Origin of the sequence: Pseudonocardia sp. ICBG1142 (genome assembly GCF_020496255.1) — a bacterium.
GTDB lineage: Bacteria > Actinomycetota > Actinomycetes > Mycobacteriales > Pseudonocardiaceae > Pseudonocardia.
Map to the genome: position 1 here is coordinate 2,117,819 of NZ_JAHLJC010000030.1, position 23,813 is coordinate 2,141,631.

At 74.3% G+C, this 23,813-nt stretch carries 23 protein-coding genes and 1 pseudogene; 12 read left to right on the forward strand and 12 right to left on the reverse strand.

Going from position 1 to position 23,813, the window contains the following annotated elements; genetic code table 11:
- Position 1: 1 nt before the first annotated feature.
- Positions 2–868, reverse strand: coding sequence for a helix-turn-helix transcriptional regulator (locus tag KPL59_RS24290; RefSeq protein WP_226352178.1), 867 nt, complete (start codon positions 866–868; stop codon positions 2–4).
- Between the two features lie 102 nt (positions 869–970).
- Here KPL59_RS24290 and KPL59_RS24295 point away from each other — a divergent pair, with 102 nt between their 5' ends.
- Positions 971–1,957: an aldo/keto reductase gene (locus KPL59_RS24295; protein WP_226362062.1), complete on the forward strand. Its 987-nt coding sequence runs from the start codon at positions 971–973 to the stop codon at positions 1,955–1,957.
- A gap of 46 nt (positions 1,958–2,003) precedes the next feature.
- Positions 2,004–2,636 carry a flavin reductase family protein gene (locus KPL59_RS24300; RefSeq protein WP_226362063.1) on the forward strand — a complete coding sequence of 211 codons (633 nt, stop codon included), beginning with the start codon at positions 2,004–2,006 and terminating at the stop codon, positions 2,634–2,636.
- Positions 2,637–2,652: 16 nt separating this feature from the next.
- Here the strand turns inward: KPL59_RS24300 and KPL59_RS24305 are convergent.
- A pseudogene (locus KPL59_RS24305) lies at positions 2,653–4,350 on the reverse strand (AMP-binding protein).
- A gap of 241 nt (positions 4,351–4,591) precedes the next feature.
- Between KPL59_RS24305 and KPL59_RS24310 the strand changes: the two are divergent.
- Positions 4,592–5,251 carry a hypothetical protein gene (locus tag KPL59_RS24310; RefSeq protein WP_226362064.1) on the forward strand — a complete coding sequence of 220 codons (660 nt, stop codon included), beginning with the start codon at positions 4,592–4,594 and terminating at the stop codon, positions 5,249–5,251.
- A 285-nt stretch (positions 5,252–5,536) separates the two neighbouring features.
- Entirely contained in the window at positions 5,537–5,962 is a 426-nt protein-coding gene (locus KPL59_RS24315) for an SsgA family sporulation/cell division regulator (RefSeq protein WP_020625337.1), read from the forward strand.
- Positions 5,963–6,045: 83 nt separating this feature from the next.
- Here KPL59_RS24315 and KPL59_RS24320 read toward each other — a convergent pair whose 3' ends face one another.
- Entirely contained in the window at positions 6,046–6,585 is a 540-nt protein-coding gene (locus KPL59_RS24320; protein ID WP_193564266.1) for a DUF5709 domain-containing protein, read from the reverse strand.
- Between the two features lie 207 nt (positions 6,586–6,792).
- Here KPL59_RS24320 and KPL59_RS24325 point away from each other — a divergent pair, with 207 nt between their 5' ends.
- Positions 6,793–7,377: a TetR/AcrR family transcriptional regulator gene (locus KPL59_RS24325; RefSeq protein ID WP_226352182.1), complete on the forward strand. Its 585-nt coding sequence runs from the start codon at positions 6,793–6,795 to the stop codon at positions 7,375–7,377.
- Here the strand turns inward: KPL59_RS24325 and KPL59_RS24330 are convergent.
- The 5 genes from KPL59_RS24330 to cobF form a co-directional block, all read right to left on the reverse strand.
- Entirely contained in the window at positions 7,367–8,362 is a 996-nt protein-coding gene (locus KPL59_RS24330) for an SDR family NAD(P)-dependent oxidoreductase (protein WP_075307317.1), read from the reverse strand. The genes KPL59_RS24325 and KPL59_RS24330 overlap by 11 nt on opposite strands.
- A 48-nt stretch (positions 8,363–8,410) precedes the next feature.
- Positions 8,411–8,911, reverse strand: coding sequence for a hypothetical protein (locus tag KPL59_RS24335; protein ID WP_226362065.1), 501 nt, complete (start codon positions 8,909–8,911; stop codon positions 8,411–8,413).
- Positions 8,912–8,946: 35 nt separating this feature from the next.
- Positions 8,947–9,207, reverse strand: coding sequence for a helix-turn-helix transcriptional regulator (locus tag KPL59_RS24340; RefSeq protein WP_226352185.1), 261 nt, complete (start codon positions 9,205–9,207; stop codon positions 8,947–8,949).
- An 81-nt stretch (positions 9,208–9,288) separates the two neighbouring features.
- Entirely contained in the window at positions 9,289–9,780 is a 492-nt protein-coding gene (locus tag KPL59_RS24345) for an SRPBCC family protein (protein WP_226352186.1), read from the reverse strand.
- Between the two features lie 30 nt (positions 9,781–9,810).
- A complete protein-coding gene (gene cobF / locus KPL59_RS24350; RefSeq protein WP_226352187.1) occupies positions 9,811–10,617 on the reverse strand; it encodes a precorrin-6A synthase (deacetylating) in 807 nt (268 codons plus the stop codon).
- A gap of 210 nt (positions 10,618–10,827) precedes the next feature.
- On the opposite strand from cobF, the gene KPL59_RS24355 reads away from it, so the two are divergent.
- A complete protein-coding gene (locus tag KPL59_RS24355; RefSeq protein ID WP_226362066.1) occupies positions 10,828–12,018 on the forward strand; it encodes a glycosyltransferase family 4 protein in 1,191 nt (396 codons plus the stop codon).
- 110 nt (positions 12,019–12,128) lie between these two features.
- On the opposite strand, the gene KPL59_RS24360 is transcribed toward KPL59_RS24355, so the two are convergent.
- Entirely contained in the window at positions 12,129–13,475 is a 1,347-nt protein-coding gene (locus KPL59_RS24360) for a glycosyltransferase family 2 protein (protein ID WP_226362067.1), read from the reverse strand.
- Between the two features lie 810 nt (positions 13,476–14,285).
- On the opposite strand from KPL59_RS24360, the gene KPL59_RS24365 reads away from it, so the two are divergent.
- Positions 14,286–15,410 (forward strand): C40 family peptidase, encoded by a 1,125-nt coding sequence (locus KPL59_RS24365; protein ID WP_226362068.1) that lies wholly within the window; start codon positions 14,286–14,288, stop codon positions 15,408–15,410.
- A 272-nt stretch (positions 15,411–15,682) separates the two neighbouring features.
- Here KPL59_RS24365 and galT read toward each other — a convergent pair whose 3' ends face one another.
- Both galT and KPL59_RS24375 read right to left on the reverse strand, forming a co-directional pair.
- Positions 15,683–16,762 carry a galactose-1-phosphate uridylyltransferase gene (gene galT / locus KPL59_RS24370; RefSeq protein WP_226362138.1) on the reverse strand — a complete coding sequence of 360 codons (1,080 nt, stop codon included), beginning with the start codon at positions 16,760–16,762 and terminating at the stop codon, positions 15,683–15,685.
- 14 nt (positions 16,763–16,776) lie between these two features.
- Positions 16,777–17,568 (reverse strand): DeoR/GlpR family DNA-binding transcription regulator, encoded by a 792-nt coding sequence (locus KPL59_RS24375; RefSeq protein ID WP_226362139.1) that lies wholly within the window; start codon positions 17,566–17,568, stop codon positions 16,777–16,779.
- A 314-nt stretch (positions 17,569–17,882) separates the two neighbouring features.
- Here KPL59_RS24375 and KPL59_RS24380 point away from each other — a divergent pair, with 314 nt between their 5' ends.
- The 5 genes from KPL59_RS24380 to KPL59_RS24400 all read left to right on the forward strand — a co-directional run bounded on the left by KPL59_RS24380 (position 17,883) and on the right by KPL59_RS24400 (position 22,674).
- Positions 17,883–19,568: a sodium:solute symporter family protein gene (locus tag KPL59_RS24380; RefSeq protein ID WP_226362069.1), complete on the forward strand. Its 1,686-nt coding sequence runs from the start codon at positions 17,883–17,885 to the stop codon at positions 19,566–19,568.
- 13 nt (positions 19,569–19,581) lie between these two features.
- Positions 19,582–19,890: a hypothetical protein gene (locus KPL59_RS24385; RefSeq protein ID WP_020625351.1), complete on the forward strand. Its 309-nt coding sequence runs from the start codon at positions 19,582–19,584 to the stop codon at positions 19,888–19,890.
- A gap of 312 nt (positions 19,891–20,202) precedes the next feature.
- A complete protein-coding gene (locus KPL59_RS24390) occupies positions 20,203–20,829 on the forward strand; it encodes a YigZ family protein (RefSeq protein ID WP_226362070.1) in 627 nt (208 codons plus the stop codon).
- 4 nt (positions 20,830–20,833) lie between these two features.
- Positions 20,834–21,319, forward strand: coding sequence for a GNAT family N-acetyltransferase (locus KPL59_RS24395; RefSeq protein ID WP_060711452.1), 486 nt, complete (start codon positions 20,834–20,836; stop codon positions 21,317–21,319).
- A 95-nt stretch (positions 21,320–21,414) separates the two neighbouring features.
- A complete protein-coding gene (locus tag KPL59_RS24400; RefSeq protein ID WP_226362071.1) occupies positions 21,415–22,674 on the forward strand; it encodes an Nramp family divalent metal transporter in 1,260 nt (419 codons plus the stop codon).
- A 30-nt stretch (positions 22,675–22,704) separates the two neighbouring features.
- Here KPL59_RS24400 and KPL59_RS24405 read toward each other — a convergent pair whose 3' ends face one another.
- Positions 22,705–23,742: an alpha/beta hydrolase gene (locus tag KPL59_RS24405; protein WP_226352195.1), complete on the reverse strand. Its 1,038-nt coding sequence runs from the start codon at positions 23,740–23,742 to the stop codon at positions 22,705–22,707.
- Between the last annotated feature and the right edge of the window lie 71 nt (positions 23,743–23,813).

Below are 23,813 nucleotides of genomic sequence, written 5' to 3' on the forward strand. Positions count from 1 at the left end.
ACTAGGCCACCGGGCGTCCGTCCGGCGCAGGCCCGGTCGGGAACTCCTGCACGCCGAGCACGCGCAGCAGCTCGAGCCGCTCGCGGGTCTCGTCGTCGGCCGGGGTGAGCACGACCAGCTGCTGGCCGAGGTCGGGCGTCACGAGGGTCTCGCAGTCCATCACCAGCGCGCCGACCCGCGGGTGCCGCAGCGTCTTGCGGTCGGCGCGGCGGACGGCGACCTCGTGCTCGGCCCACAGCTCGCGGAACTCGGCGCTGGCCGCGGCCAGCCGCGCGACGAGCCGGTCGACCACCGGGTCCCCCGCACGCCGCCCGGCCACCGCCCGCAGGTCCGCGACGAGCTGGCGGGAGTGGCGCACCTGCTCCTGCGGCGGGTGACCGTCGCGCTGGTCGGACCGGGTGAACCAGCGGTGGGCGAGGTAGCGGTCATCGCCGGTGAACCCGGTCTGCTCCCCGGCGAGCACCCGTGACATCGCGTTCTGGGCCAGGACCTCCCCCAGGTCGGAGATCACCATCGCCGGGGTGGCCGGCAGCAGGTCGAGCAGGCGCAGCAGCCCGGCGCGGGCGAGCCGGGCCACCCCCTCCCCGGGAGCGGGCCGGTGCCCGGCCAGTCGGAAGAGGTGGTCGCGCTCGTCGTCGGTCAGGCACAGGGCCCGGGCCAGCGCGGCGAGCAGCTGCGTCGACGGCCGGCTGCTGCGCCCCTGTTCGAGGCGCACGACGTAGTCGACCGACATCCCCGCCAGCATCGCCACCTCCTCCCGGCGCAGGCCGGTGGCCCGCCGGCGCGGCCCCGCCGCGATGCCGACCTCGGCCGGGCGGACCGAGTCCCGCCGGCGACGCAGGAAGTCCGCGAGCTGTTCACGTTGCACCCTGCGATGGTCCCCGTGGGCAGGCCGCCCGACCAGGGAGCGCCGCTCCCACGATCGACGCTCCGCTCCCGCTACGGGCCGACGCGGCGCACGCTGGCTCCCATGCAGACACGCACCCTCGGCACCACCGGCCCCACCGTCTCCGCTCTCGGCCTGGGCGCCATGAGCATGTCCGGTTCCTACGGACACGCCGACCGCGCGGAAGCCGTCGCGACCGTGCACGCCGCGCTCGACGCCGGCGTCACGCTGATCGACACCGGCGACTTCTACGGCATGGGCCACAACGAGCTGCTGCTCGCCGAGGCGCTGCGCGGGCGCGATCGCGACGGCTACGTCCTGTCGGTGAAGTTCGGCGGGCTCGGCGGCCCGGGCCTGCCACCGCTGACCCAGGACTGCCGCCCGGTCGCGGTGAAGAACTTCCTCGCGTACTCCCTGACCCGCCTCGGCGTCGACCACGTCGACGTCTACCGCCCGGCCCGGCTCGACCCGCAGGTCCCGATCGAGGACACCGTCGGCGCGATCAGCGAGATGATCGACGCCGGGTACGTCCGCCACCTCGGGCTGTCCGAGGTCGACGCCGCCACCGTCCGCCGGGCGCACGCCGTGCACCCGGTCGCCGACCTGCAGATCGAGTACTCGCTGATCTCCCGCGCCGTCGAGGCCGAGGTCCTGCCGACGCTGCGCGAGCTGGGCATCGGCCTCACCGCCTACGGCGTGCTGGCCCGCGGGCTCCTCTCCGGCCACTACGAGCCCGGCAGGCCCGGGGACGCCCGCACCCGCAGCCCGCGCTTCAGCGGGGAGAACCTGACGCACAACCTGGGCCTGGTCGAGACGCTGCGCGCGCTGGCGGCCGAGCGCGGGGTCACCGTGGCCCAGCTCGTGATCGCCTGGGTCGCCGCGCAGGGCGACGACGTGGTCCCGCTCGTCGGTGCCCGCACCCGGGAGCGGCTCGCCGAGGCGTTGCCCGCCGCCGACCTCGACCTGGGCCCGGCGGACCTCGCCGCGATCACCGACGCGCTGCCCGCGGGCTCCGCGCGCGGGGACCGCTACCCGTCGGCGTTCATGGGTGCCCTCGGCGTGGGGAACTGACCCTCGCGGTGGGCGGTCCGGCGCCGGGCCGGGGAGGATCAGGGGCATGCGCACGGACATCGTCCCCGAGGAGCTGGGCAGCGGCCCGTTCTACAAGCTCCTGACCAGCGTCGTCGTCCCCCGGCCGATCGCCTGGGTCTCCACCCGCTCGGCCGACGGCGTCGACAACCTCGCCCCGCACTCGTTCTTCACGGTGTCCTGCGTGGACCCGCCCATGATCCAGTTCACGTCGGTCGGGAAGAAGGACTCGCTGCGCAACGTCTCGGAGACCCGCGAGTTCGTCGTCTGCCTGGCGAACGAGCCGATGTTCGAGAAGATCAACGCGACCGGCACCGACTTCCCCGCCGAGATCAGCGAGTTCCCCTCGGTCGGGCTGACCGCCGAGGCGTCGTCGGTCGTCGCACCACCGCGGGTCGCCGAGTCACCGGTCGCGCTGGAGTGCGTGCTGCACGCCAGCATCGAGCTGGGCAACTCGACCGTCGTGATCGGCCGGGTCGTGCACGCCGCCATCGAGGAGAGCGTGTTCGTCACCGACGAACGCGGCAACTCCCTGCCCGACATCCACCGGCTCGCCCCGCTGGCCCGCCTGGGCCGCAACGAGTGGTCGCGCCTCGGCGAGGTCCTGGAGATCACCCGCATCCCCTACCAGCAGTGGCCGGGTCACTTCGGCGACGCGTGACCCGGCCCCGCCGGGTCTACAGGGTGTACTCGGTGGGCGGCGTCGCGGCCGGGTCGGCGTGGATCTCGCCTTCCCGGCCGCGCAGCTCGACCCGGCGGATCTTGCCGGAGATCGTCTTCGGCAGCTCGAAGAACTCGAGCCTGCGGATCCGCTTGTAGGGCGCGAGGTTGTCGTAGGCGAACCGCAGGATCGCCTACGCCGTCTCCTCGGTCGGCTCGTGCCCGTTCGCGAGCACCACGTATGCCTTCGGCACGGCGAGGCGGACCGGGTCCGGGGACGGCACGACCGCCGCCTCGGCGACGGCCGGGTGCTCGATCAGCACGCTCTCCAGCTCGAACGGGCTGATCCGGTAGTCGCTGGCCTTGAACACGTCGTCGGCGCGGCCGACGTAGGTGATGTAGCCCGCCTCGTCACGGGAGCCGACGTCGCCGGTGTGGTAGTACCCGCCGGTCATGGCCTCGGCGTTGCGCTCCGGGTCGTCGGCATAGCCGACCATCAGCCCGGTGGGGCGGTGGGCGAGGTCCAGGCAGATCTCGCCCTCGTCGGCCGCCTTCCCGGTGGCCGGGTCGACCAGCGCGACGACGAACCCGGGGATGGGCCTGCCCATCGAGCCCGGCTTGACCGGCTGCCCGGGCGGGTTGCCGATCTGGACCGAGGACTCGGTCTGGCCGAACCCGTCGCGGATGCGCAGGCCCCACGCCTTCTCGACCTGCTCGATGACCTCGGGGTTGAGCGGCTCCCCCGCCCCGACGACCTTCGACGGCGGCGTCGTCAGCCCGGACAGGTCGGCCTGGATCAGCATCCGCCACACCGTCGGCGGCGCGCAGAAGCTCGTCACACCGCAGGAGTCCAGCACCGACAGGACGGACTCGGCGTCGAACCGGGCGTAGTTCATGACGAGCACGGTGGCCTCGGCGATCCACGGCGCGAACACGTTGGACCAGGCGTGCTTGGCCCAGCCGGGCGAGGAGATGTTCAGGTGCACGTCGCCGGGCTCGAGCCCGATCCAGTACATCGTCGACAGGTGCCCCACCGGGTAGGACGTGTGGGTGTGCTCCACCAGCTTCGGCTTGGCCGTGGTGCCCGAGGTGAAGTACAGCAGCAGCGTGTCGGAGGCCTTCGTGACGCCGTCCGGGGTGAACTCGGCCGCGGCCGAGTAGGCCTCACCGGTGTAGTCGCGCCAGCCCGCGACGGCACCGCGCACGGCGATGCGGGTGTAGTCGCCGTCGACGCCGTCGAACTTCGCGGTGTCGCCCGCACCGACGACGACGTGCCGCGCCCGGCCCCGGTCGATCCGGTCCTGCAGGTCGGCCGGGGTGAGCAGGGTGGTTGCGGGGATGACGACGGCGCCCAGCTTCATCGCCGCCAGCAGGGTCTCCCACAGCTCCAGCTGGTTGCCGAGCATCAGGACGACCCGGTCGCCGCGGACGACGCCCTGCTCGCGCAGCCAGTTCGCGACCCGGTTGGACCGCTCGGACAGCTCCGCCCACGTCCAGTGCGCCTGCGAGCCGTCCTGCTCCACGATCCACAGGGCCTTCCGGGCGCCCCGCTCGGGGTCGGCTGCGACGACGTCGAAGTGGTCGAGCGCGAAGTTGAACTCGTCGAGCTCCGGCCAGCGGAAGTCGCGGTAGGCCGTGTCGTAGTCCTCGCGGTGGGTCAGCAGGAAGTCGCGGGCGGCGAGGAACGTCTCCGTCGCCGGGCTGCCGGTCGCCATGGGGTGCACCTCGGTGGGCTCGTGCGGGGGCCCGTGCCCCGGGCCCGTCGTGCGGGGCCGCCCGTGCGGCCGTACCGCGACCCTAGTCACTCCGCCGCAGGCTCGGCAGGTCGCGACGGCCCCGCCACATGGGCCCGCCGCACGGGGCCGCCGCAGGAACTCGGGCCGTAGGACCTCGATCACGCGATGGTGGCGGCGAGGTCGGCCCGCCCGGGCCGGCCGGTGATCGTAAGGTGCCCGCGTGACCGTGCCGAACCTGCCGAAGGTGACGACCCCCGACGTGTCGGTGTCCCGCCTGCGGGTGGGCCGGTACGGACCGCGGACGCTGCTCCGCGTCGTACTCGTGGGGCTCGCGCTGGTGCTCCTCGTGCTGCTGCTGACCGGCTGCGGCAACGGCGAGCTGCCCGCGGCGGGGCGCACCCCGTCGCCGGCCCCGACGACGACGTCGCCGACCGCCACGCCGACCCCGTCCCCGACGCCCACCGCGACCCCCACGCCGAGCCGCACCGCCGAGCCGTCGCGCACGACGGCCGCCCCCGCCCCGGCCCCCGCGCCCGGGCGCGGTGGTGCCGACGGCGGCGGGTCGGGCCGGACCGGGGCCCCGGGGGCGGCCGCGGCGCCGTCGCCGATGTGGCCCGCGGGCGACGCGGCGACCGCGCGGCGGATGCAGCAGCAGTCCGACGCCGGCGGCGACCCGTGGCTGCTCGATCCGGAGGAGGTGACGCTCTCCTTCGTCGGCAGCGAGCTCGGCTACCGGAACCCGACCGTCACCCGCCTCGGCAACGGTGTCTACGCCGCCACCGACGGTCGCACGCCGCAGCGCGCGACGATCCGGCTCACCCAGCCGGTCCGCTCCGGTACCGGCGGGATCTGGGTGGTCGACCACGTCGACCGCGGCTGACCGGACCCGACGGGGCCGACCGGGGCCGACTGCCGGGGCCGGTCACGGCCCGGCCCGCGCCGGCACCCGACGTCACCGGAGCCTCGTGCCGGACGGTGCGCCTCGCCGGAAGCCGACCTCGCGTTACGCCCTGTGCGCGCCGTGGGTACCGTGAGGTGAATGACAGTTGGCACGAACGGGTGAAACCCGGCGTCGAGTGCAGCGCCAGGGCCCGGTTCGACGATGTTCCGTACGAGGCCGTCGCGAGACCGCGACGGTCGGGGGGTCCAGGAGAGGCGGAGCACGATGGCCAGCGAGTCGGTCCAGCAGGACGTCTTCACCGTGTTGCACGGGCAGGCGTCGCCGATCGTGAGCCGATGGGCGTACCGCGCCGCGGACCCGTTCGCGATCTCCTTCTCGGTGCGCCGGTCCTCCGACCGCTGGATCGAGTGGCTCGTCGCGCGTGATCTCGTGATCGAGGGCCTGACCACCCCCACCGGCATCGGTGACATCCGGATGGCGCCGCGCCGCATCGACGGCTACGACGTCGTCGAGCTGGAGATCCGCTCCGACGGCGGCTCCGCCGTGCTGGAGGTCGACCGCGACCTGCTGGCCCAGTTCGTCGACTCGACGCTGGAGATCGTCGACCTCGGCGAGGAGCACGACCACCTCGACATCGACGGCGCCATCGCCCGGCTGACCGGCAGCGCGGCGGGCCCCACCACCCCCTGAGCCCACGCTCCCACCGACGACGAGGGCCCCGGACCGCACGACGCGGTACCGGGGCCCTCTTGTCGACCGGGTGTCCCGGACACTCAGCGGTTCTGCCCGGCCCACTCGGGGTCGGTCGAGGCGTCCCACTCGGCGTCGGCCGCGGCCTCGTCGGCGTGGTCGGCGTCGCGGGCAAGCTGGTCACTGACCTCCGGGTCCCCCACCGGGGACTCGTCGACCACCGGCACGACGCCCTCGTCGACGTCGTGCACGGCGGCCTCCTCGGCGCTGGCCGCGCCCCCGTCGATGCCGACGTCGGTCCCGGCGCCGTCGACGGCCGGGTCACCCGCGACGGAGTCGGTGGCCGCGGTCAGCCGACCGGAGCGGCCCGGGTCGCCCTCCGGCAGGTCGTCGGGCAGCTCCCGGGCCAGGCGCGCCTCGTGCGACTCGCCCTCCTCCTGTCCCGCCGCGGTCACCGCGTTGTCCTCGACGCCGTAGGGGCGGTCCGGCGGGACGTAGCCGGAGTCCAGCGGGTCGGTGTCCGACGGCCCGGTCAGCGCCTCGTCGGTGTCCAGCTGCATCGCCGACGCCATGTCCGGCGCCTCCGGCTGGAACTCGTTCTCGTCACCTGAAGCGGATGCCATCGCCTGCGGGTCTCCTCGGTGTGGCCGTGTGTCGGGTGGTCTTCGGTCTCGGGTGTTCGGTATCGACCGTGCGTACCCGGCGTCGCCTCCCGCCATGCGCCGACGCCCGGACGCTACGGTCGCCGACACCGGACCCGCCGTCGCCGGTCCCCCGCGCCGCGCCCCTGGCGCGCCGCACCTCCAGCACGTACGAAGGAGCACTCCCCCGTGACCGCCGACCCGTCCACCCGTTCCGGTGACAGCACCCGCAGGGCCCTGCTCGCCGCGGCCGCGGACCTGTTCACCGAGCACGGCTACGACCGCACCTCGGTCCGTGCGATCGCCGACCGGGCCGGGGTGAACCAGGCGCTGCTCTTCCGCTACTTCGGCAGCAAGGACGCCCTGTTCGCCCGGGTCGCCGCCGAGCGCGCCCTCGCCGTGCTGCACGACGGCCCGCCCGAGGACCTCCTGCCCCGGCTGCTGCGGTCCGTCCTCGACAGCAGCCAGGGCCCCGAGCGCGACCTGTTCGGGCCCGTCGTGCGCTCGGCCGGGACGTCGGAGGCGGCCACGGCCGTGCGGAGGGAGCTGGCCGGGGCGTTCACCGAGGCGTTCGCCGCGCAGGCCACCGGCGCCGCCGACCGGGCCGAGGCCGAGCTGCGCGCGGAGCTGGTCCTGACCTGGCTGCTCGGGCTGAGCCTGGTCCAGCCGCTGCTGCCGGAGGGCGCGGTCGGGCGGGCCGAGCCGGACACGGTGCTGGCCCACGTCACGCGCGCCGCGCGCACCCTGCTGGAGGCACCCGGGGTCAGCCGGTGAGCCGGTCCACCTCGGCGCGGAACCGCTCGCGCTGGGCGGGGGTCTCCCGGGTGCGCGACAGGTAGTGCTCGGGCCGCGGGGCGCGGTCGTGCCAGAACCGGCCGGTCCCGACCGCCGAGGACGGCGCGGCCGCGAGCCACACCGCGGTGTCCGCACCCTGGGCCGGGGTGCGCAGCACGGGGCCGACGACCCGGTCGAACAGCGGCAGCGACCCGGTGACGCCCGGGGTGCGGGCCCAGCCGGGGTGCAGTGCGTGCACGGTGACCCGACGGGGGGCCAGCTCGTCGGCGAGCAGCCCGGTCAGGACGACCTGCATCCGCTTGGTGCGGGCGTAGGCCGCGGTGCCGCCGTAGTCGCCGGTGCGGAACTGCAGGTCGTCGTCGCGCAGGGGCTGGGCGTACATGCCGCCCGAGGACATGATGATCACCCGGGAGTCGCTGCCGGACCGCTCGGCGCCGGCCGCGAGGGTGTCGGTGAGCAGCCGGGTCAGCAGCAGCGGCCCGAGGACGTGCACGGCCAGGGTCAGCTCGTTGCCCTCGGAGGTCTCGCTGCGGCCGGGCGGGAGCAGCCCGGCGTTGTGCACCAGCACGTCCAGGGCGTCGACCTCGGTGGCGAACCGGGTCGCGAACGCGCGGACGTCTGCGAGCTCGCCGAGGTCGCAGACCTGCACCGGCAGCCGGTCGGCCGACAGCCCCGGCACGGCGGCCAGGATCCGGTCCCGTGCCGCGACGCCCTTGTCCCGGGAGCGGACGAGCAGGTGCACCGTCGCGCCGAGCCGGACCAGCCCGGTCGCGATCGCCTCGCCCAGTCCGCCGCCCGCGCCGGTGACGAGCGCGGCGCGCCCGGCCAGGGCGCCGCGGGGTGGGTCGGCGCGGTCGCCGCTCCACCCCGGGCGCCGCAGGAGGTAGCCGATCCGCGAGTAGCCGGGGACCAGGGTGCGGTCGAGGAGGGTGTCGAGGACGGAGGGGACGACGCTGCCGGGCACGCATCGATCCGACCACAGCGCCGCGCCACCCGCGCGTCGATCAGCCCGTCAGGCCGCGACGTCGTCGGCGGTGGACTCGCGACGGCGCGCCCGGATCTCCGTCCAGCTCATCAGCCCGACGACGGCCACGCCGCCCGCCACGACCCCCCAGACCGTCGAGGCGCTGACCCCGTCGCTGCTCCCGCGCACCAGCAGCCCGGCAGCCATGACGAGGAACAGGACCAGGACCGGGGCCATGCGCCACCAGGACATCCGCGCACCCTCCGTGGCGCGGACCCCGAGCCTCGCGGCGTAGATGCCGCTGACCAGCGACGGCACACCGACGACGCCGATCACGACCAGGACGTAGGGCAGCGCCGGCGGTCCACCGATCCAGATCATCGCCCCCGCGGCCGCCAGCCCGAGCCACAGCATCAGCTGGAAGCCCACGGCCGACGCCTCGTTCCAGACGTCCCGGCGGCGCTCCTCCCGGTAGAACGGATTGCCCAGGTCGCCGACCGCGGCGGCCGCCCGGACGAACCAGCTGTCGCGCTTCGTCTCGTCACCCATCACACGTCCTCCCCCCGCCGCGCCTCGGCGCGGCCTCACTCCGATGTCCCGGTCGCGTTCCCTGCGGTCCGGCCGGCCTCCGCCTCGGCCCCGAACAGCCCCTCGACGGTGCCGTCGAGCGACCGGGCGATGGCCAGGGCCAGGTAGACCGACGGTGCGTAGTCGCCGGCCTCGACGGCCACGACCGTCTGCCGGGTCACGCCGACCTGTTCGGCCAGCTCGGCCTGCGTCATGCCGGCCGCCGTCCGGGCCGCGCGGACGGCGTTGCGCCGTCCCCTCGCCGATGTCCGTCCCACATCGACGATTGTCAAGGCTACTCGACTTCATGTCAAGTAAGCCGGACATCGATCCGCTACCCGGTCCGGCGCGACCTCGATCTAGCCGAGGCGTTCGCGGACGGCGTCGAGGTTGCGCTCCATCCCGGCCCGCCACTCGCGCAGCCGGCCTTCGACGATCCGCTCCTCCTTGTCCGGCCACCGCTCGATCGCCGCGGTGAGCCCGGACGGCCCGGGGCCCATCCGGGCCCACTGACGCAGCACGGTGCCGTCGCCGTCGGGGGTGAGCTCGAAGCGCCAGACGGCGGTCTCGCCGCACTCGGCACCGGCCTCGACGGTCCACTCGAAGACCCGCTCGGGTTCCCAGGCGGTCACCGTGGACACGGTGCTCCACCCGCCGATGGCCTCGTGGCGGTGCTCGCCGCGCAGCCGGGCACCGGGCCCGGGGCGGTCGCCGTCGACCCACTCGGCGCGCTGCATCTCGGTGGACACCTCCACCAGGAACTGCGGGTCGGTGACCAGCGCCCACACCGCCCGTGGCGGTGCGGCGACCCGGGCGGTGGCCTCGGTGGTGGGTCCGTCGGCGTAGCGCATGCGACCTCCTCGTCGTCGGCCCGCGGCGGGTCAGCGCTCGTCGGCACCCCGGCGCAGCAGGTAGGTGTCCATGATCCACCCCTTGCGCTCCCGGGCCTCGGCGCGGACCTTCAGGATCTCGTCGGCGACCTCGTCGAGCGGCCCGGCGACGAGCAGCTCGTCGGGTGTCCCCAGGTAGGCACCCCAGTAGATGTGCAGCTCACGACGCTGCTCGGCCGGCAGCGTGGCGAAGGCGGTACGGCCGTCGAGCATCACGACGACGTCGTCGACGTCGTCGGGCATCCCCTCGGCGATCCGACGCCCGGTGGTGATCAGGACGGGGCGGCCGACCCGGTTGAGGATCAGCCGGTGGGCGGCGGCGAGCGCGGCGACGCTGGAGATGCCGGCGACCGACTCGACCGCCCACTGCTCCCCGGCACCGTCCAGGACCCGGTCGAGCAGGCGCAGCGTCCCGTCGTAGAGGGAGGGGTCGCCCCACACCAGGAACGCGCCGGTCTCGCTGTCGGCCAGCTCGGCGTCGAGCATCTCGCGGTAGAGGCGAGCCCGCCGGTCCTGCCAGTCGACGACGACCTCGCGGTAGCGCTCGTCGTCGCGCTCGACCTCGGTGCCGCGGTCCCGGCCCACCTCGGGCGCAGTGACCAGCCGGTAGCCGCCGTCCGGGCGGTGCCGGCGCAGGATCTCGGTGCGCAGCGCCAGCAGGTCGTCCTGCGACCCCCCGCCGTCGAGCCCCTTGTCGATGACGAAGACGACGTCGGCCCGTTGCAGGGCGCGGACCGCCTGGAGGGTGAGGTGGTCGGGGTCACCGGCCCCGATCCCGATCACGAGAACCGTGCGCACCGGAATGACCGTAATGGACCCCGGACACGCCCGGGCACTCCCCCGATCGGCAGGCACCTCCGGTCCGGTGTCGCCCGATGCGCGCAGCGCGCGACCCCGTCTCGCCCCGTCGTCACTCGGTAGTGTCGGAGTGGCCGGCGAGCCGGGCCGCGTCACCGGCCGACCGCCGACGACCGACCCCCACGCGCCACCCCGGGAGGCCACGTCACCGTGCCCACCAGCGAGAGCACCAGCAGGATCCTGACGATCGGGCACCTCGTCGAGTCGCTCGACGACGGCGGCGGCGCGGCCGCGCTCGGCGACCTCGCCGTCGCCGGCCCGGACGCGGGGTTCCGGGTCGTGGTCGTCGCGCTGGCCCCGTCCGGGCACTCCGACGTCGCCGAACTCCTGTCCCGTGCCGGGGCGCCGCCGGTCGAGCTGAACGTCGCACCGTGGGACCCGCGCGCCGTGCTGAAGGTGCTCGCCGCCTTCCGGGAGCACGGCGTCGACCTGGTGCACACCCACGGAGCCCGGCCCGACGTCGTCGGCTCGGCCGCCGCGGCCCGCCTGCGGGTGCCGGCGGTGTCCACGCTGCACCACATCCACGAGCACCCCGCCGACCGCGGCGACCAGCTCCGGCGGACCGCGAAGACGTTGGCGCGCAAGCGGTTCATGACCCGCACGATCGCGACGTCGGCCCTGCAGCGCGACTGGTACCGCCGCGCCGCCGGGTCCACCGAGGGCCTGTCGGTGATCCCGGACGGCGCCGCCGACCCGGGCGAGGGCACGGCCGAGGAGCGGGAGCGCCTGCGGCGCGGGCTCGGCGTGGCCGACCACGAGGTCGTCGCCGTCTCGGTCGCGCCGATGCGCCGGGGCCAGGGGCAGGACATGCTGCTCGACGCCGTCGCCGGGATCGCGCCGGACGAGCCGCTCACCGTGGTGCTCGGCGGCGACGGACCGCTGCGGCCGTGGCTGGAGTCCCGGGTCGCCGCCGACGAGGCCCTGTCCGGCCGGGTGGCCTTCCGCCGCAGCACCGACCCGGTGGCACTGCTCCGGGCGGCCGACGTGCAGCTGCACACCACCCGGCACGACACGATGCCCCGGATGCTGCTGCTCGGTCACGGCACCGGCACCCCGGCCGTCGCGACCCGGGTCGGCGGGATCCCGGAGATCGTGACCCGCGAGACCGGCCTACTGGCCCCGGTCGACGCCACCCGGATCGCCGACGAGCTGGTGCGCCTCACCCGCGACGCCGACCTGCGCGCCCGGCTCGGGGCCGGGGCCCGACGGCGGTTCCTCGACCGGTTCGCGGCCGCGCCGTGGGCGGCCCGGCTCGGCGACGTCTACCGCAGTGCCGTCGGGGTCGCCGGCGCACCGGCCGCCGCCGAGCTGGACACCCCCGAGCCGGTGGGCCGGGGCTGAGCCGGTCCCGGGCTCCGGCTGCCCGGACCGGGCTCCCGGTGCGCCGCCGGGTGCCTCGTTCGCGGAGGTCCCGGTCGGCCGGCTCGGAGCAGGGACGGACCGGACCGCGGTCAGCGCCGCCGCAGCGGCCGGGCCGGGCCGGTCAGCGGCGGAGCGCTCCCGCCCTCGGCCTGCACCTGCCGGCGGGCCTGCAGGTAGAGCGCCGGACCGGAGACCAGTCCGCGCAGCTTGCGAGCGCCCGCCCCCCTCGGCAGCGCGACGACGTCCTGCGGCGCCGGGCGCTCCTCCTCCGGGAGCGGGGCACCGAACGGCTCCGGCGACGGCCCGCGCCCACCGACAGCGGCCGGGGCGTGCTGCTCGTGGCGGGCCCGCGCGACGGGCTTCGGCTCCGCGGACTCGCGGCGCACGATGTCGCGCAGCCGCCCCAGTGCCGCCGGGAACCGGCGCACCGCCAGCCGCCGGGCCCGCGGGTCCAGCGCCACCTTGCCCAGGAACGCGCCCAGCCCGAGCGCGTAGCCGCCCATCTGGTCGCGCAGCTCCCCCGACGACGGCCGGTGGTGGTGCCACACCCACGCCGACGGCAGGTAGGCCAGGGTGCCGCCGTCGAGCACGATCCGGACCAGCAGCTCGATGTCCTCGCCGCCCCGGGTGGGCCTGCCCGGGCCGAGCGCCTCGTCGAACCCGCCGAGCGCGCGGACCGGCTCGGCACGCACCGCCAGGTTGGCGCCGATCCCGAACAGGCCCGGGGAGAACGGGAACACCGGGGAGTCCGCGGGTGGGTCGTCGAGCCGGAACCGGCGCGGCAGGAAGCCCTTGTTCCAGGCCAGCGCGACGTCGGCGGCCCGCTCTTCCGGGGTCTCCAGCCGCGCGGCGAGCACGGGACCGCTCAGCGCGACGAGCTCGGGGTCCTCGGCGAAGGACCCGGCGATCCGTGACGCCCACCGCGGGTCGGGCTCGGTGTCGTCGTCGGTGAACGCGACGACCGCGGTGCCGGCCTCGGCGAGGCCGCGGTTGCGCCCGACCGACACACCGCGGCGCGGCTCGCGGACGTAGCGGACCCGCGGGTCCGCGCAGTCGCGGACGACCTCGCGGGTGCGCTCGTCGGGCGGGTCGTTGTCGACGACGAGCACGGTCACGTCGGGGTGGTCGCCGGCCAGCACCGCGGCCAGGCAGCGACGGACGCTCTCCGGCCGCCCCCGCGTCGCGACGACGACGGTCAGCGACTCGGCCGACACCGCGGGCTCGGCCGGTGGTTCGCGCCCGGCGACGGCCGCGGCGGCCCGGGCCAGGTCCGCGGCGCGCGCCCGGCCCCCGTGCAGCGGGACGACGGCCTGACCGACGGGGACACCGCCGTCGGTGACCAGCAGCCGGGCCGAGCCGAACCGCGCCGGGACGACGAGGTCGCCGGCCCCGTGGCCGCTGCCGTGCACGCCGCGGTGGTGGGCGAGCTCACCCACCCAGACGGGGTCGCCTGCTCGGTCCGGCACTGCTGCGGCCTCCCGGGATCGTGGGTCGGTGTCGGTGGTCGGTGTCGGCGGGTCCGTGTGGGGGTCCGGGTCGGTGGGCCCGGCTCCGGAGCCCGTCCGTTCCCGGACGCCCCCCGAGTGCCTCCCGGATGCCTACGTCGCGGACCGCCGCCCGGTTCACCGTGTGCGGCCGGCGTCACGCCGAGCCGCACCGGTTCCCGCTCCGGGCACCGGCCCGGGCATCGACCCGACCGGCGCACGCCCCGCCGGTCGCGACGGGCACCCGCCCCGATCGTCGCAGAGCACCCGGCACCCGCGCTCACCAGGCACGGGACCCGCATCGTGCGCTGCTCCGTCCGCCGCGGTCCGGACGACCTCCCGGCCCAGTCACGCCGACGAGGCGCCACCGGCGGCACCGCCGGGTTCGGGACAGGGTGGTCCGTCCGGGGCTCTCCCGGTCACCGTGCGCACTGCGACATCCGCGCACGCACACCGTTCGGCGCAGCCGAACGACCGTACGACCCGAACAACACACCGTCTGCACCGTTGGGCGCGGCCCCGGTGCGCGGATCGCGCCGGACCGGCCGCTCGCCGCACACCCGGCGAGCCCCGTCGGTGTCCGAGTCACGGATCGGTTACGGTCCCTCTCGGCTGGTCGACGAGATGTCGGCTGGTGCGCCTGGTCGGTCGCCTGCTCCCCGCTGGCCGACACTCCCCCTGGCGCCCACCCAGCACGCAGCGGGGCGGAGCCGTGTCCGGTCACGAGGACCGGGGCGGGTTCGAGGCGGCGAGGACCCCCGAATGACCACTGCACTCACCCCGGAACTCCATACACCCGAGAGCGATGTCCCCCGGCGTCGTCGGGACCGTGACGCCGGCGCGGGCATCTCCGCCGCCGAGCTGCTCGCCCGCTACTCCGAGGCCGGGTTCGACACCCCCGCGACCGGCGGCCGTCGCGCCCGCCGTGCCGACGCCCCCGGCCCGGACCTGGAGCGCATCGGCACCCCCGCGACCGGTCTGCCCGCCGCGTCCGGCAGCGACACCGTCATCACCCGCGACGCGCCGGACACCCCCGCCGGCGTCACCTCGCGGACCGCGGTCGGCCTGCTCCGCGGCACCTCGGACACCGGGCCGCTCGGGCGCAACCCGCGCGCCGTCGTCGCGACCATGTCGGCGACGCTCGTCGGCGCCACCGCGGTCATGGGCGTCGTGTCGACCCTCAGCTCGCCGGAGCAGTCCCCCGAGACCTCCGCGGACATGGACCTCACCGGCGCGGCCAACGAGGCCACGATGAAGCTGTCGATCCCGGCCGCGGGCTCCGAGCACGGCGGCACCGGCACCAGCGACGCCGCGTCCACCTTGACCAGCGGGTTCGAGCACGTCACCGCCTCGGTCCCACAGGCCTTCGAGAAGGCCGACGCGGCCCGCATCGCCGCCGTCGCCCAGAAGGAGGCCGCGGCGAAGGCGGCCGAGGCCCGGGCGAAGGCCGCCGCGGCGTCGGCCCGGCACGGCGGGGACGACGACGGCGACGGTGGCGGCGTGATCGGCGACATCGTCGGCGGCCTGACCGGCGGCTCCGCCGAGGGCGCCCAGGCGCTCGCGCAGGCCAAGCAGCAGCTCGGCAAGCCCTACAAGTGGGGCGCCACCGGCCCGAGCGCGTTCGACTGCTCCGGCCTGATGGTGTGGGCGTTCGAGCAGATCGGCATCGACCTGCCGCGCACCTCCAGCGCGCAGTCGCAGATGGACGGCACCCCGGTCTCCAAGAGCCAGCTCAAGCCCGGCGACCTGGTGTTCTTCTACTCGCCGGTGAGCCACGTCGGCATCTACGCCGGCAACGGCAAGGTCCTCCACGCCTCCACCAGCGGCGAGCCGGTCAAGTACTCCGACATCGACTCGATGCCGTTCCACAACGCCGTCCGGGTCTGACCCCCGCCGCACCCTGCCTTCGAGGCCGCCCCCCTGGGGAGGGGTGCGGCCTCGACGCACGTCCGGACCCGTTCGCCTCGCAGCCCAGGGCCCGCCCGGCGCCCCGCAGCCCGCACGCAGACCCGCAGCCCGCGCGGTGATCCGTCAGACGCGCGGTGATCCGCCCGGCGCGCGCGTCTGAACGCACGCGAACAACGGATCACCGAGCGAGCTGCGGATCATGGCGGACCGCGGGCAGCACCGGCGGGTGGCTCCCCGTGGGAGGGCAGCGATTACAGCGAGCGGAGCCGTTCCGCGACGGCCTCGGGCAGCACGTCGGAGATGAACGCGCCAGCGCCGGACTCGGACCCGGCCAGGTACTTGATCTTCCCGGGGGCCCGGCGGATCGAGTGCAGCCGCAGGTGCAGCCGGGCGTCGGAGCGACCGTCGGACTCCAGCACCGGTGCCTGGTTCCAGCCCGCGACGTAGGGCAGCTCGTCGTCGTAGAGGGCGTCGAGGCGGCGCAGCACGTCCAGGTAGAGGGTCGCGAACTCGGCGCGCTGGGCCTCGTCGAAGGCGGGCAGGTCCGGGGTGGGCCGGTGCGGGTACAGGTGCACCTCGACCGGCCAGCGCGCCGCCTGCGGCACGAACGCCGTCCAGTGCTCCCCGGCCACGACGACGCGCTCCCCCGCCCGCTCGGCGGCCAGCTGCGTGTCGAACAGGTTCTCCCCCGTGGCCTCGCGGTGCACGGCGACGTGGGCCAGCATCCGCTGCGGGAACGGCGGGACGTAGGGGTAGGCGTAGATCTGTCCGTGCGGGTGGGACAGCGTCACGCCGATCTCGGCGCCCCGGTTCTCGAACGGGAAGACGTAGCGGACCCCCGGCCGGGCACCCAGCTCGGCGGTCCGGTCGGCCCACGCCTCCAGGACCAGGCGCGCCCGGTCGGGGGTGAGCCGGGAGAACGGGGTGTCGTGGTCGTCGGTGAAGCAGACGACCTCGCACCGCCCCGACGCCGCCTGCGGCACCGGGCCCGGTTCGGGCAGCGGGGCGCCGGGTGCGGACCCGAACGACGGGAAGCGGTTCTCGAACGCGACGACGCCGTACTCCGGGCTCGGCACCTCGGTGTGGCGACCGTCGCGGCTGGGGCACAGCGGGCACTGGTCGGCCGGCGGCTTGTAGGTGCGGTCCTGCCGGTGCGCGGCGATCGTCACCCACTCCCCGGCCAGCGCGTCGTAGCGCAGCTGCGAGGCGGGCACCACCCGCGGGAGGTCGCGGGCGTCGACCAGGTCGGCCGGGTCCCGGGGAGCGTGGTCGGGGCCGTCGAACCAGAGGATCTCCCGGCCGTCGGCCATCCGGGTGGCCAGCTTCTGCACCTTCTGCACGTACGTCACCTTCCGGTCCGGGCAATGATCACGTGGTCGACCTCGCCCTCGAGGACCGCACGGTCGGCGTCGGCCAGACCGCTGTCGGTCACGAGCACGTCGGCCTCGGACAGCTCGGCGATCGTCGAGATCCCGACGGTGCCCCACTTGGTGTGGTCGGCGACGACCACCAGCCTGCTGCCGGACTCGATCAGGGCGCGGTTGGTGTCGCGCTCGGTGAGGTTCGGGGTGGAGAAGCCCGCCGCGGCGCTCATCCCGTGCACCCCGAGGAACACCGTCTCCAGGTTCAGCGAGCGCAGCGCGGCGATCGCGACCGGGCCGACCAGCACCTCCGACGGCGTCCGCACACCTCCGGTCAGGATCACCGTGGTCCCGCGGGAGTCGGCGCCGCCGGTGTGCAGCGCGTCCGCGACGGCGACGGAGTTGGTCACGACCGTCAGCCGCGGCACGGCTGCGAGCAGCCGGGCGAGCCGCCAGGTCGTCGTACCCGCGGACAGCCCGATCGCGGCACCGGGGGTCACCAGCTCGGCGGCCGCGGCGGCGATGGCGTCCTTCTCCTCCAGCTCGCACACCGACTTGGCGGCGAACCCGGGCTCGGACGTGGTGTGCTCGCCGACGGCCGTCGCGCCGCCGTGCACCTTGTCCACCAGGCGGCGCCGGGCCAGCACGTCGAGATCGCGGCGCACGGTCATCTCCGACACACCGAGGTGGTCGGCGAGCTCGGACACCCGCACCGCGCCGCGGGTGCGGACCTGCTCCACGATCACCTCGCGCCGCTGCTCGGCGAGCAGGCTCATCGTGTCCGGGCCGGACACCGTCGGGGCTTCACCCGCACAGAATGCAACACAACCGAACGTGCGGCAAGGGTCGACCGAGCGTATCGATCGGCCACCCGAGGGGCATCCAGGTCACCGACCGGTCTCGAAATCGAGCGAAAGTGTTCACTTCTGATCGAGTCCGGTCTAGCTTGTGCGTTGGTCCGCGCAACGCGCCGTGGTGCACCACCGGCCGGCGGACCGGCAGCACACGCACTCGACGGCGAGGAGCTATCCGAGATGGAGCATCACGAGACGGCCCGGCGGGCCCCGGGGACGTCCCGGGAGGGCACGGCATGACCGCCCAGGAGGTCCTGCGCCTCAACCCCAACCTGGTCGACTACCTGCTGGTGGCCTTCTACTTCGTGCTGGTGCTCGGCATCGGCTTCGCGGCACGCCGCTCGGTCTCCTCCAGCCTCGACTTCCTGTTGTCCGGCCGGTCGATGCCGGCCTGGATCACCGGCCTGGCGTTCATCTCGGCGAACCTCGGCGCGATCGAGCTGATCGGCATGGTCGCCAACGGGGCCCAGTTCGGCATCCCGACGGTGCACTACTACTGGCTGGGCGCGATCCCGGCGATGGTGTTCCTGGGCATCGTGATGATGCCGTTCTACTACGGCTCCAAGGCCCGCAGCGTGCCGGAGTTCCTGCTCAAGCGGTTCAACAAGACCACCCAGCGGGTGCAGGCGGTGATCTTCGCGGTCGCCTCGATCCTGATCGCCGGGGTCAACCTGTTCTCCCTGGGCCTGGTCCTGGAGGCGCTGCTCGGCTGGTCGCTGTACCTGGCGATCCCGGTCGCGGCCGTCGTCGTCCTGGGCTACATCTCCCTCGGCGGGCTGTCCGCCGCGATCTACACCGAGGTCCTGCAGTTCTTCGTGATCCTTGCGCTGCTGATCCCGCTGACCGTCGCCGGGCTCAACCGGGTCGGCGGCTGGGACGGCCTGACCCGCGCGGTCACCGAGGGCCCGAGCGGCGGTGCGGACCTCAACGCCTGGCCCGGCACCCCGCTCACCGAGATCGCCAACCCGTTCCTGTCCGTGCTGGGCATCGTGTTCGGCCTCGGGTTCGTCCTGTCCTTCGGCTACTGGACGACGAACTTCGCCGAGGTCCAGCGCGCCCTGTCGGCCAAGTCGATGTCGGCCGCCCGGCGCACCCCGATCATCGGTGCGTTCCCGAAGGCGCTGGTCGTGCTGGTCATCGTGACCCCGGGCATGATCGCCGGGATCCTGGTCCCGCAGATCGCCGCGGTGAAGTCCGGCGGCGGCGACGCCGTCGAGGGCATCACCTACAACAACGCGCTGTCGCTGCTGATGAAGGAGGTCCTGCCCAACGGGATCCTCGGCGTCGCGATCGCCGGCCTGCTGGCCGCGTTCATGGCGGGCATGGCGGCGAACATCAGCTCGTTCAACACGGTGTTCACCTACGACATCTGGCAGGACTGGGTGCGCCCGGGCCGCGCCGACCGCTACTACCTCGGCGTCGGCCGGCTGGTCACGATCGTCGGCTGCGTGCTCGCGATCGGCACCGCGTTCATCGCCTCGGGCTCGGCGAACCTGATGGACTACATCCAGTCGCTGTTCAGCTTCTTCAACGCACCGCTGTTCGCGATCTTCATCCTGGGTCTGTTCTGGAAGCGGATGACCGGGCCGTCGGCCTGGATCGGCCTGCTCTCCGGTACCGCTGCGGCGGTGCTCGTCGACATCCTGGTGCGCACCGAGGTCTGGACGATGTCCAGCCAGGCGGGCAGCTTCGTCGGCGCCATCGCGGCGTTCGTCGTCGGTGTCGGCGTGGCCGCGGGGGTCTCGCTGGTGACCACCCCGAAGCCGGACGCCGAGCTGGTCGGCCTGACCTGGAGCCTCACGCCCAAGGAGGCCCGCACCCATTCCACCGACGGCGACGACGCGGGCTGGTACCGCAGCCCGGGTGTGCTCGGCGCGCTGGTGCTCGCGATGACCGTCGTCCTCTACATCGCGTTCGACTGAGCGGAGACCTGCGATGAGCTCGAAGAGTGCAGACCACACCCCCGGCGACCGCGCCGGGACCGACGCCCCGGTCTCGACGACCGCGGCCAACCTGTTCGACCTGCGGACGGTGATCGCCCTGCTGTTCGGGGTCTACGGCATCGTGCTGACGATCATGGGCACCGTGTCCGGGAACGACCCGGAGAACCTCGCCAAGACCGGCGGTACGAACCTCAACCTGGACACCGGCATCGGCATGCTGGTGATCGGGGCGTTGTTCCTGCTGTGGGTGTACCTGCGGCCGCTGAAGCTGGCCCCGCCGGCGGCCGACGAGCAGGACTGACCCGGACCACGCCGGCCGGGAGTGCCCTCAGCGCTCGCGGCCGGCGGGGTTCGGGTAGACCGGGTTGAACGCCGCGAGGGTGTAGTCGTCGATCCGGCGCACCACGCGGGTCAGGCCGGAACGCAGGACGCGGAGTGTGTCGATCATGGATGGGATTCCCTTCGGTGTCGGCGGCAGAACCGCCAGCTGTGGACGAGGGAGCCCGCCGGGTGAGGCGGGCGGCCTCGTCACCGGACCCTTCCAGGATGCACTGAATCGATCCCGACGCGCCGCCGATCGCGAGCGCGGTCACGATGTGAGGCCGGTCGCGGCGTGCGGGTGATCGCCCGCGACGGCGCGCACGAGATCGAGATCGCGCGGTCGCGCTTCCGCTGCACCGTCGCCCGCGTCACCGACGTCGCAGCGGCCCAGGCCGTGATCGACCGCGTCCGCCGGGCCGGGCCGGACGCCACCCACCACTGCACCGCGCTGCGCATCGGCGACCCCGCCACCGGGGACCTCACCGCCCGCAGCAGCGACGACGGGGAGCCGTCGGGCACCGCGGGCGTGCCGATGCTGGAGGTGCTCACCCGCCGGGGGCTGACCGACGTCGTCGCCGTCGTCTCGCGCTGGTTCGGCGGGACGAAGCTCGGCGCGGGCGGGCTGGTCCGCGCCTACTCCGGCGCGCTGACCGCCACCCTGGACGCGGTGGGCGAGCTGCGCCGGGTCCGGCACCGCGAGCTGCTGCTCGCCGTCGGCCACGACCGTGCCGGGCGCCTGGAGCACGACCTGCACCACTCCCCGTACCGGCTGTGCGACGTCACGCACGGCGCGGACGTCACGCTGACCGTGGCCGTCGCCGAGACCGACACCGGTGCCTTCGCCGACTGGCTCGCCGAGCACACCGGCGGCGACGTCGAGGCGCTCGACGCCGGCCCGCGCGACCTCTACCTACCCTGAGCGCGTGCACATCCGCGCCGCAACCGCCGACGACCTCCCCGCCGTCCTCGACGTGCTCCGCCCGATCTTCGCCGACGGCCGGACCTACACCGTCCCGCCCGACGCCGACGACGCCTGGATCACCCGCATGTGGATGCTCCCGCCGCCGGCACGGGTCGTCGTGGCGGTCCGGGACGGGAGGGTCGTGGGCACCGCCAAGACCGGGCCCAACCAGCCGGGGCCGGGCTCGCACGTCGCGACCGCGAGCTTCGCCGTCGACGCCGGCGAGGCCGGGCGCGGCACCGGGCGCGCGCTCGGCGAGCACGTGCTGGCCCTCGCCCGCGCGGACGGGTACGCCGCGATGCAGTTCAACGCCGTCGTTGCGACCAACACCCGCGCGGTCGCGCTGTGGCACTCGCTCGGCTTCGCCACGGTCGGCACGGTGCCCGACGCGTTCGCCCTGCCCGACGGCACGACCACCGGCCTGCACGTGATGCACCGCTACCTGTGACCCGCACGGTCTGCATCGTTGCACCTCTGTACCTGCAGAGTTAGTCGTGCCTACACTGCGTCTTCGCCAGACCTCATCACTGCACGGGGGCGCACATGACGAGCACGGACACGGCCGCACCGGTCAGCGTGGAGCAGCTGCGCCGACGCGGGTGGCGCGGCAGGCTCGCCGTCCTCGGGCCCGCGTTCGTCGCCGCCGTCGCCTACGTCGACCCGGGCAACTTCGCGACGAACTTCTCCGCCGGCGCCGGCTACGGCTACCTGCTGGTCTGGGTGATCGTCGTCGCCAACCTGATGGCGATGCTCATCCAGTCGCTCTCGGCCAAGCTCGGGCTCGCGACCGGCAAGAACCTCCCCGAGCTGTGCCGCGAGCACCTCACCCCGTGGCGGAACCGGTTCATGTGGGCCCAGGCCGAGCTCGTCGCGATCGCGACCGACCTGGCCGAGGTGATCGGCGGCGCCGTCGCACTGCACCTGCTGTTCGGCATCCCGCTGTTCACCGGCGGGGTGATCACCGGCGTGATCGCGTTCGTGCTGCTGGGACTGCAGTCGCGCGGGCACCGGCCGTTCGAACGGGCGATCGTCTTCCTGCTCGCGATCATCCTGGTCGGGCTGGTCTCCACCGTGGCGCGCACCGACGTGGACGGTCCCGCGCTCGCGGCGGGCCTGGTCCCGGGCTTCGACGGCGTCGGGTCGCTGGTACTGGCCACCGGCATCCTCGGCGCGACCGTGATGCCGCACGTGATCTACCCGCACTCGGCGCTGACCCAGGGCCGCCTGGTCGCCCGTGGCCCGGAGGACACCCGGTTCCTGCTGCGGGTCGGGCGCACCGACATCGCGCTCGGGATGGGCGTGGCCGGGCTGGTCAACCTGTCGATGCTGGTCGTCGCGGCCGCCCTGTTCGCCGGCACCGACGTGCCCGGCACCGACACCCTGGAGGGCATCTTCGCCGGGCTGGGCAGCGAGCTCGACGCCGTCGCCGCGTACGGGTTCGCGATCGCACTGCTCGCCTCGGGGTTCGCGTCCTCGGGCGTCGGGACCTACGCCGGGCAGGTCATCATGGCCGGGTTCCTGCGCCGCCGGATCCCGCTGCTGCTGCGCAGGCTGCTGACCCTCGCCCCCGCTCTGGTCGTGCTGGGCATCGGGATCGACCCGACGCAGGCGCTGGTGCTCTCCCAGGTCGTGCTGTCGTTCGGGATCCCGTTCGCGCTGGTCCCGCTGGTGTGGCTGACCGCGCGCCGCGAGGTGATGGGCGACATGGTCAACCACCGCGTCACCACGGCCGCGGCGGTCGTCGTCGCCGCGGTCGTGGTGGGGCTGAACGCCTTCCTGATCTGGGAGGCGTTCGTCGCCTGACCGCCCGCCGTCTCGGCCGGGCGGCCGTCGTCAGCCCCCGACGTGGCGCTCGATGAAGTCGATCATCGCATCGTGCGCCTGCGGCGTCGTGCGTTCCAGACTCACGTCGTGCCCGCCACCGGGCAGGACGACCGCCTCCGACACCGCACGGGGGCCGAGGTAGCGCGCCTCCTGGGCCGCCAGGGCCTCGGCCGAGGAACAGTCCGAGGCACCGACGGAGCAGAAGATGCTGTCCTGGTCGCCGTTGACGGTCAGCACCGGCACGTCGATCGACCTCGACTCCGGCCTGGCCAGGTACGTCGCCGCGGTGGCCAGCTCGATGTCGTTGCCGGTTCCCTTCAGCTCCTCGTCGAGCTCGATCACCGCGGGGTCGGCGTTCTCCACCCGGTAGAAGACCGAGCGGGTACCGGGCCGGGTGGTCATGTAGGTCGGGTCGAGCCCCGCGTCGTGGTACTTCGGGTCGAGGGCGACCGGGATGCTGTTGGCGGCGACGTCCTTCGCGAGGGTGACCGCGTTGAGCTGGTGCCCGGCACCGGTGACGATCAGCGCGTCGACGTCCTGGTACCGCCCGGCCTCGAGGTAGGCGGTCACCGAGCCGTAGCTGTGCCCGACGAGCACGATGTGCTCGAACGCCCGCCCGAGCTCGCCCGCCCGGGCGGCCCGGACGACCTGGTGCACCGCGTCGGCGTGGTTGTCGTAGGTCAGCGTGGCGCCGAGCGGGTGGAACGAGTCACCGGTGCCGATCCGGTCGATGTTCAGGGTGGCGATGCCCGCGGCGGTGGAGCGGTCGACGTAGGAGTACGTCTCCGGCTGGTACGGCAGGTCCCAGTAGTACCGCCCGTAGGTGTAGCCGTGCACCAGGACCTGCAGCACCGAGGCACCGGCCGGGGCGCACAGGGTGCCGGCGATGTCCCCCGCTCCGCCCACGACCCGGACCGGCACCCGGACCTCGCGGCAGTCCGTGGCCGGGGCCGCGAGGGCGGGGACGACGCCCACTGTGGTGGCGATCATCGCGGTCGCCACCGCCAGAACGGCAGCTCGCAGCGGGCGCGCGAGGGGGAGGGACATCGTGTCTCCGTTCGACGGTGAACGCTCAGGGACACCTTCTTAACGAAGATTTGAAACGATCGGTGCGGCAC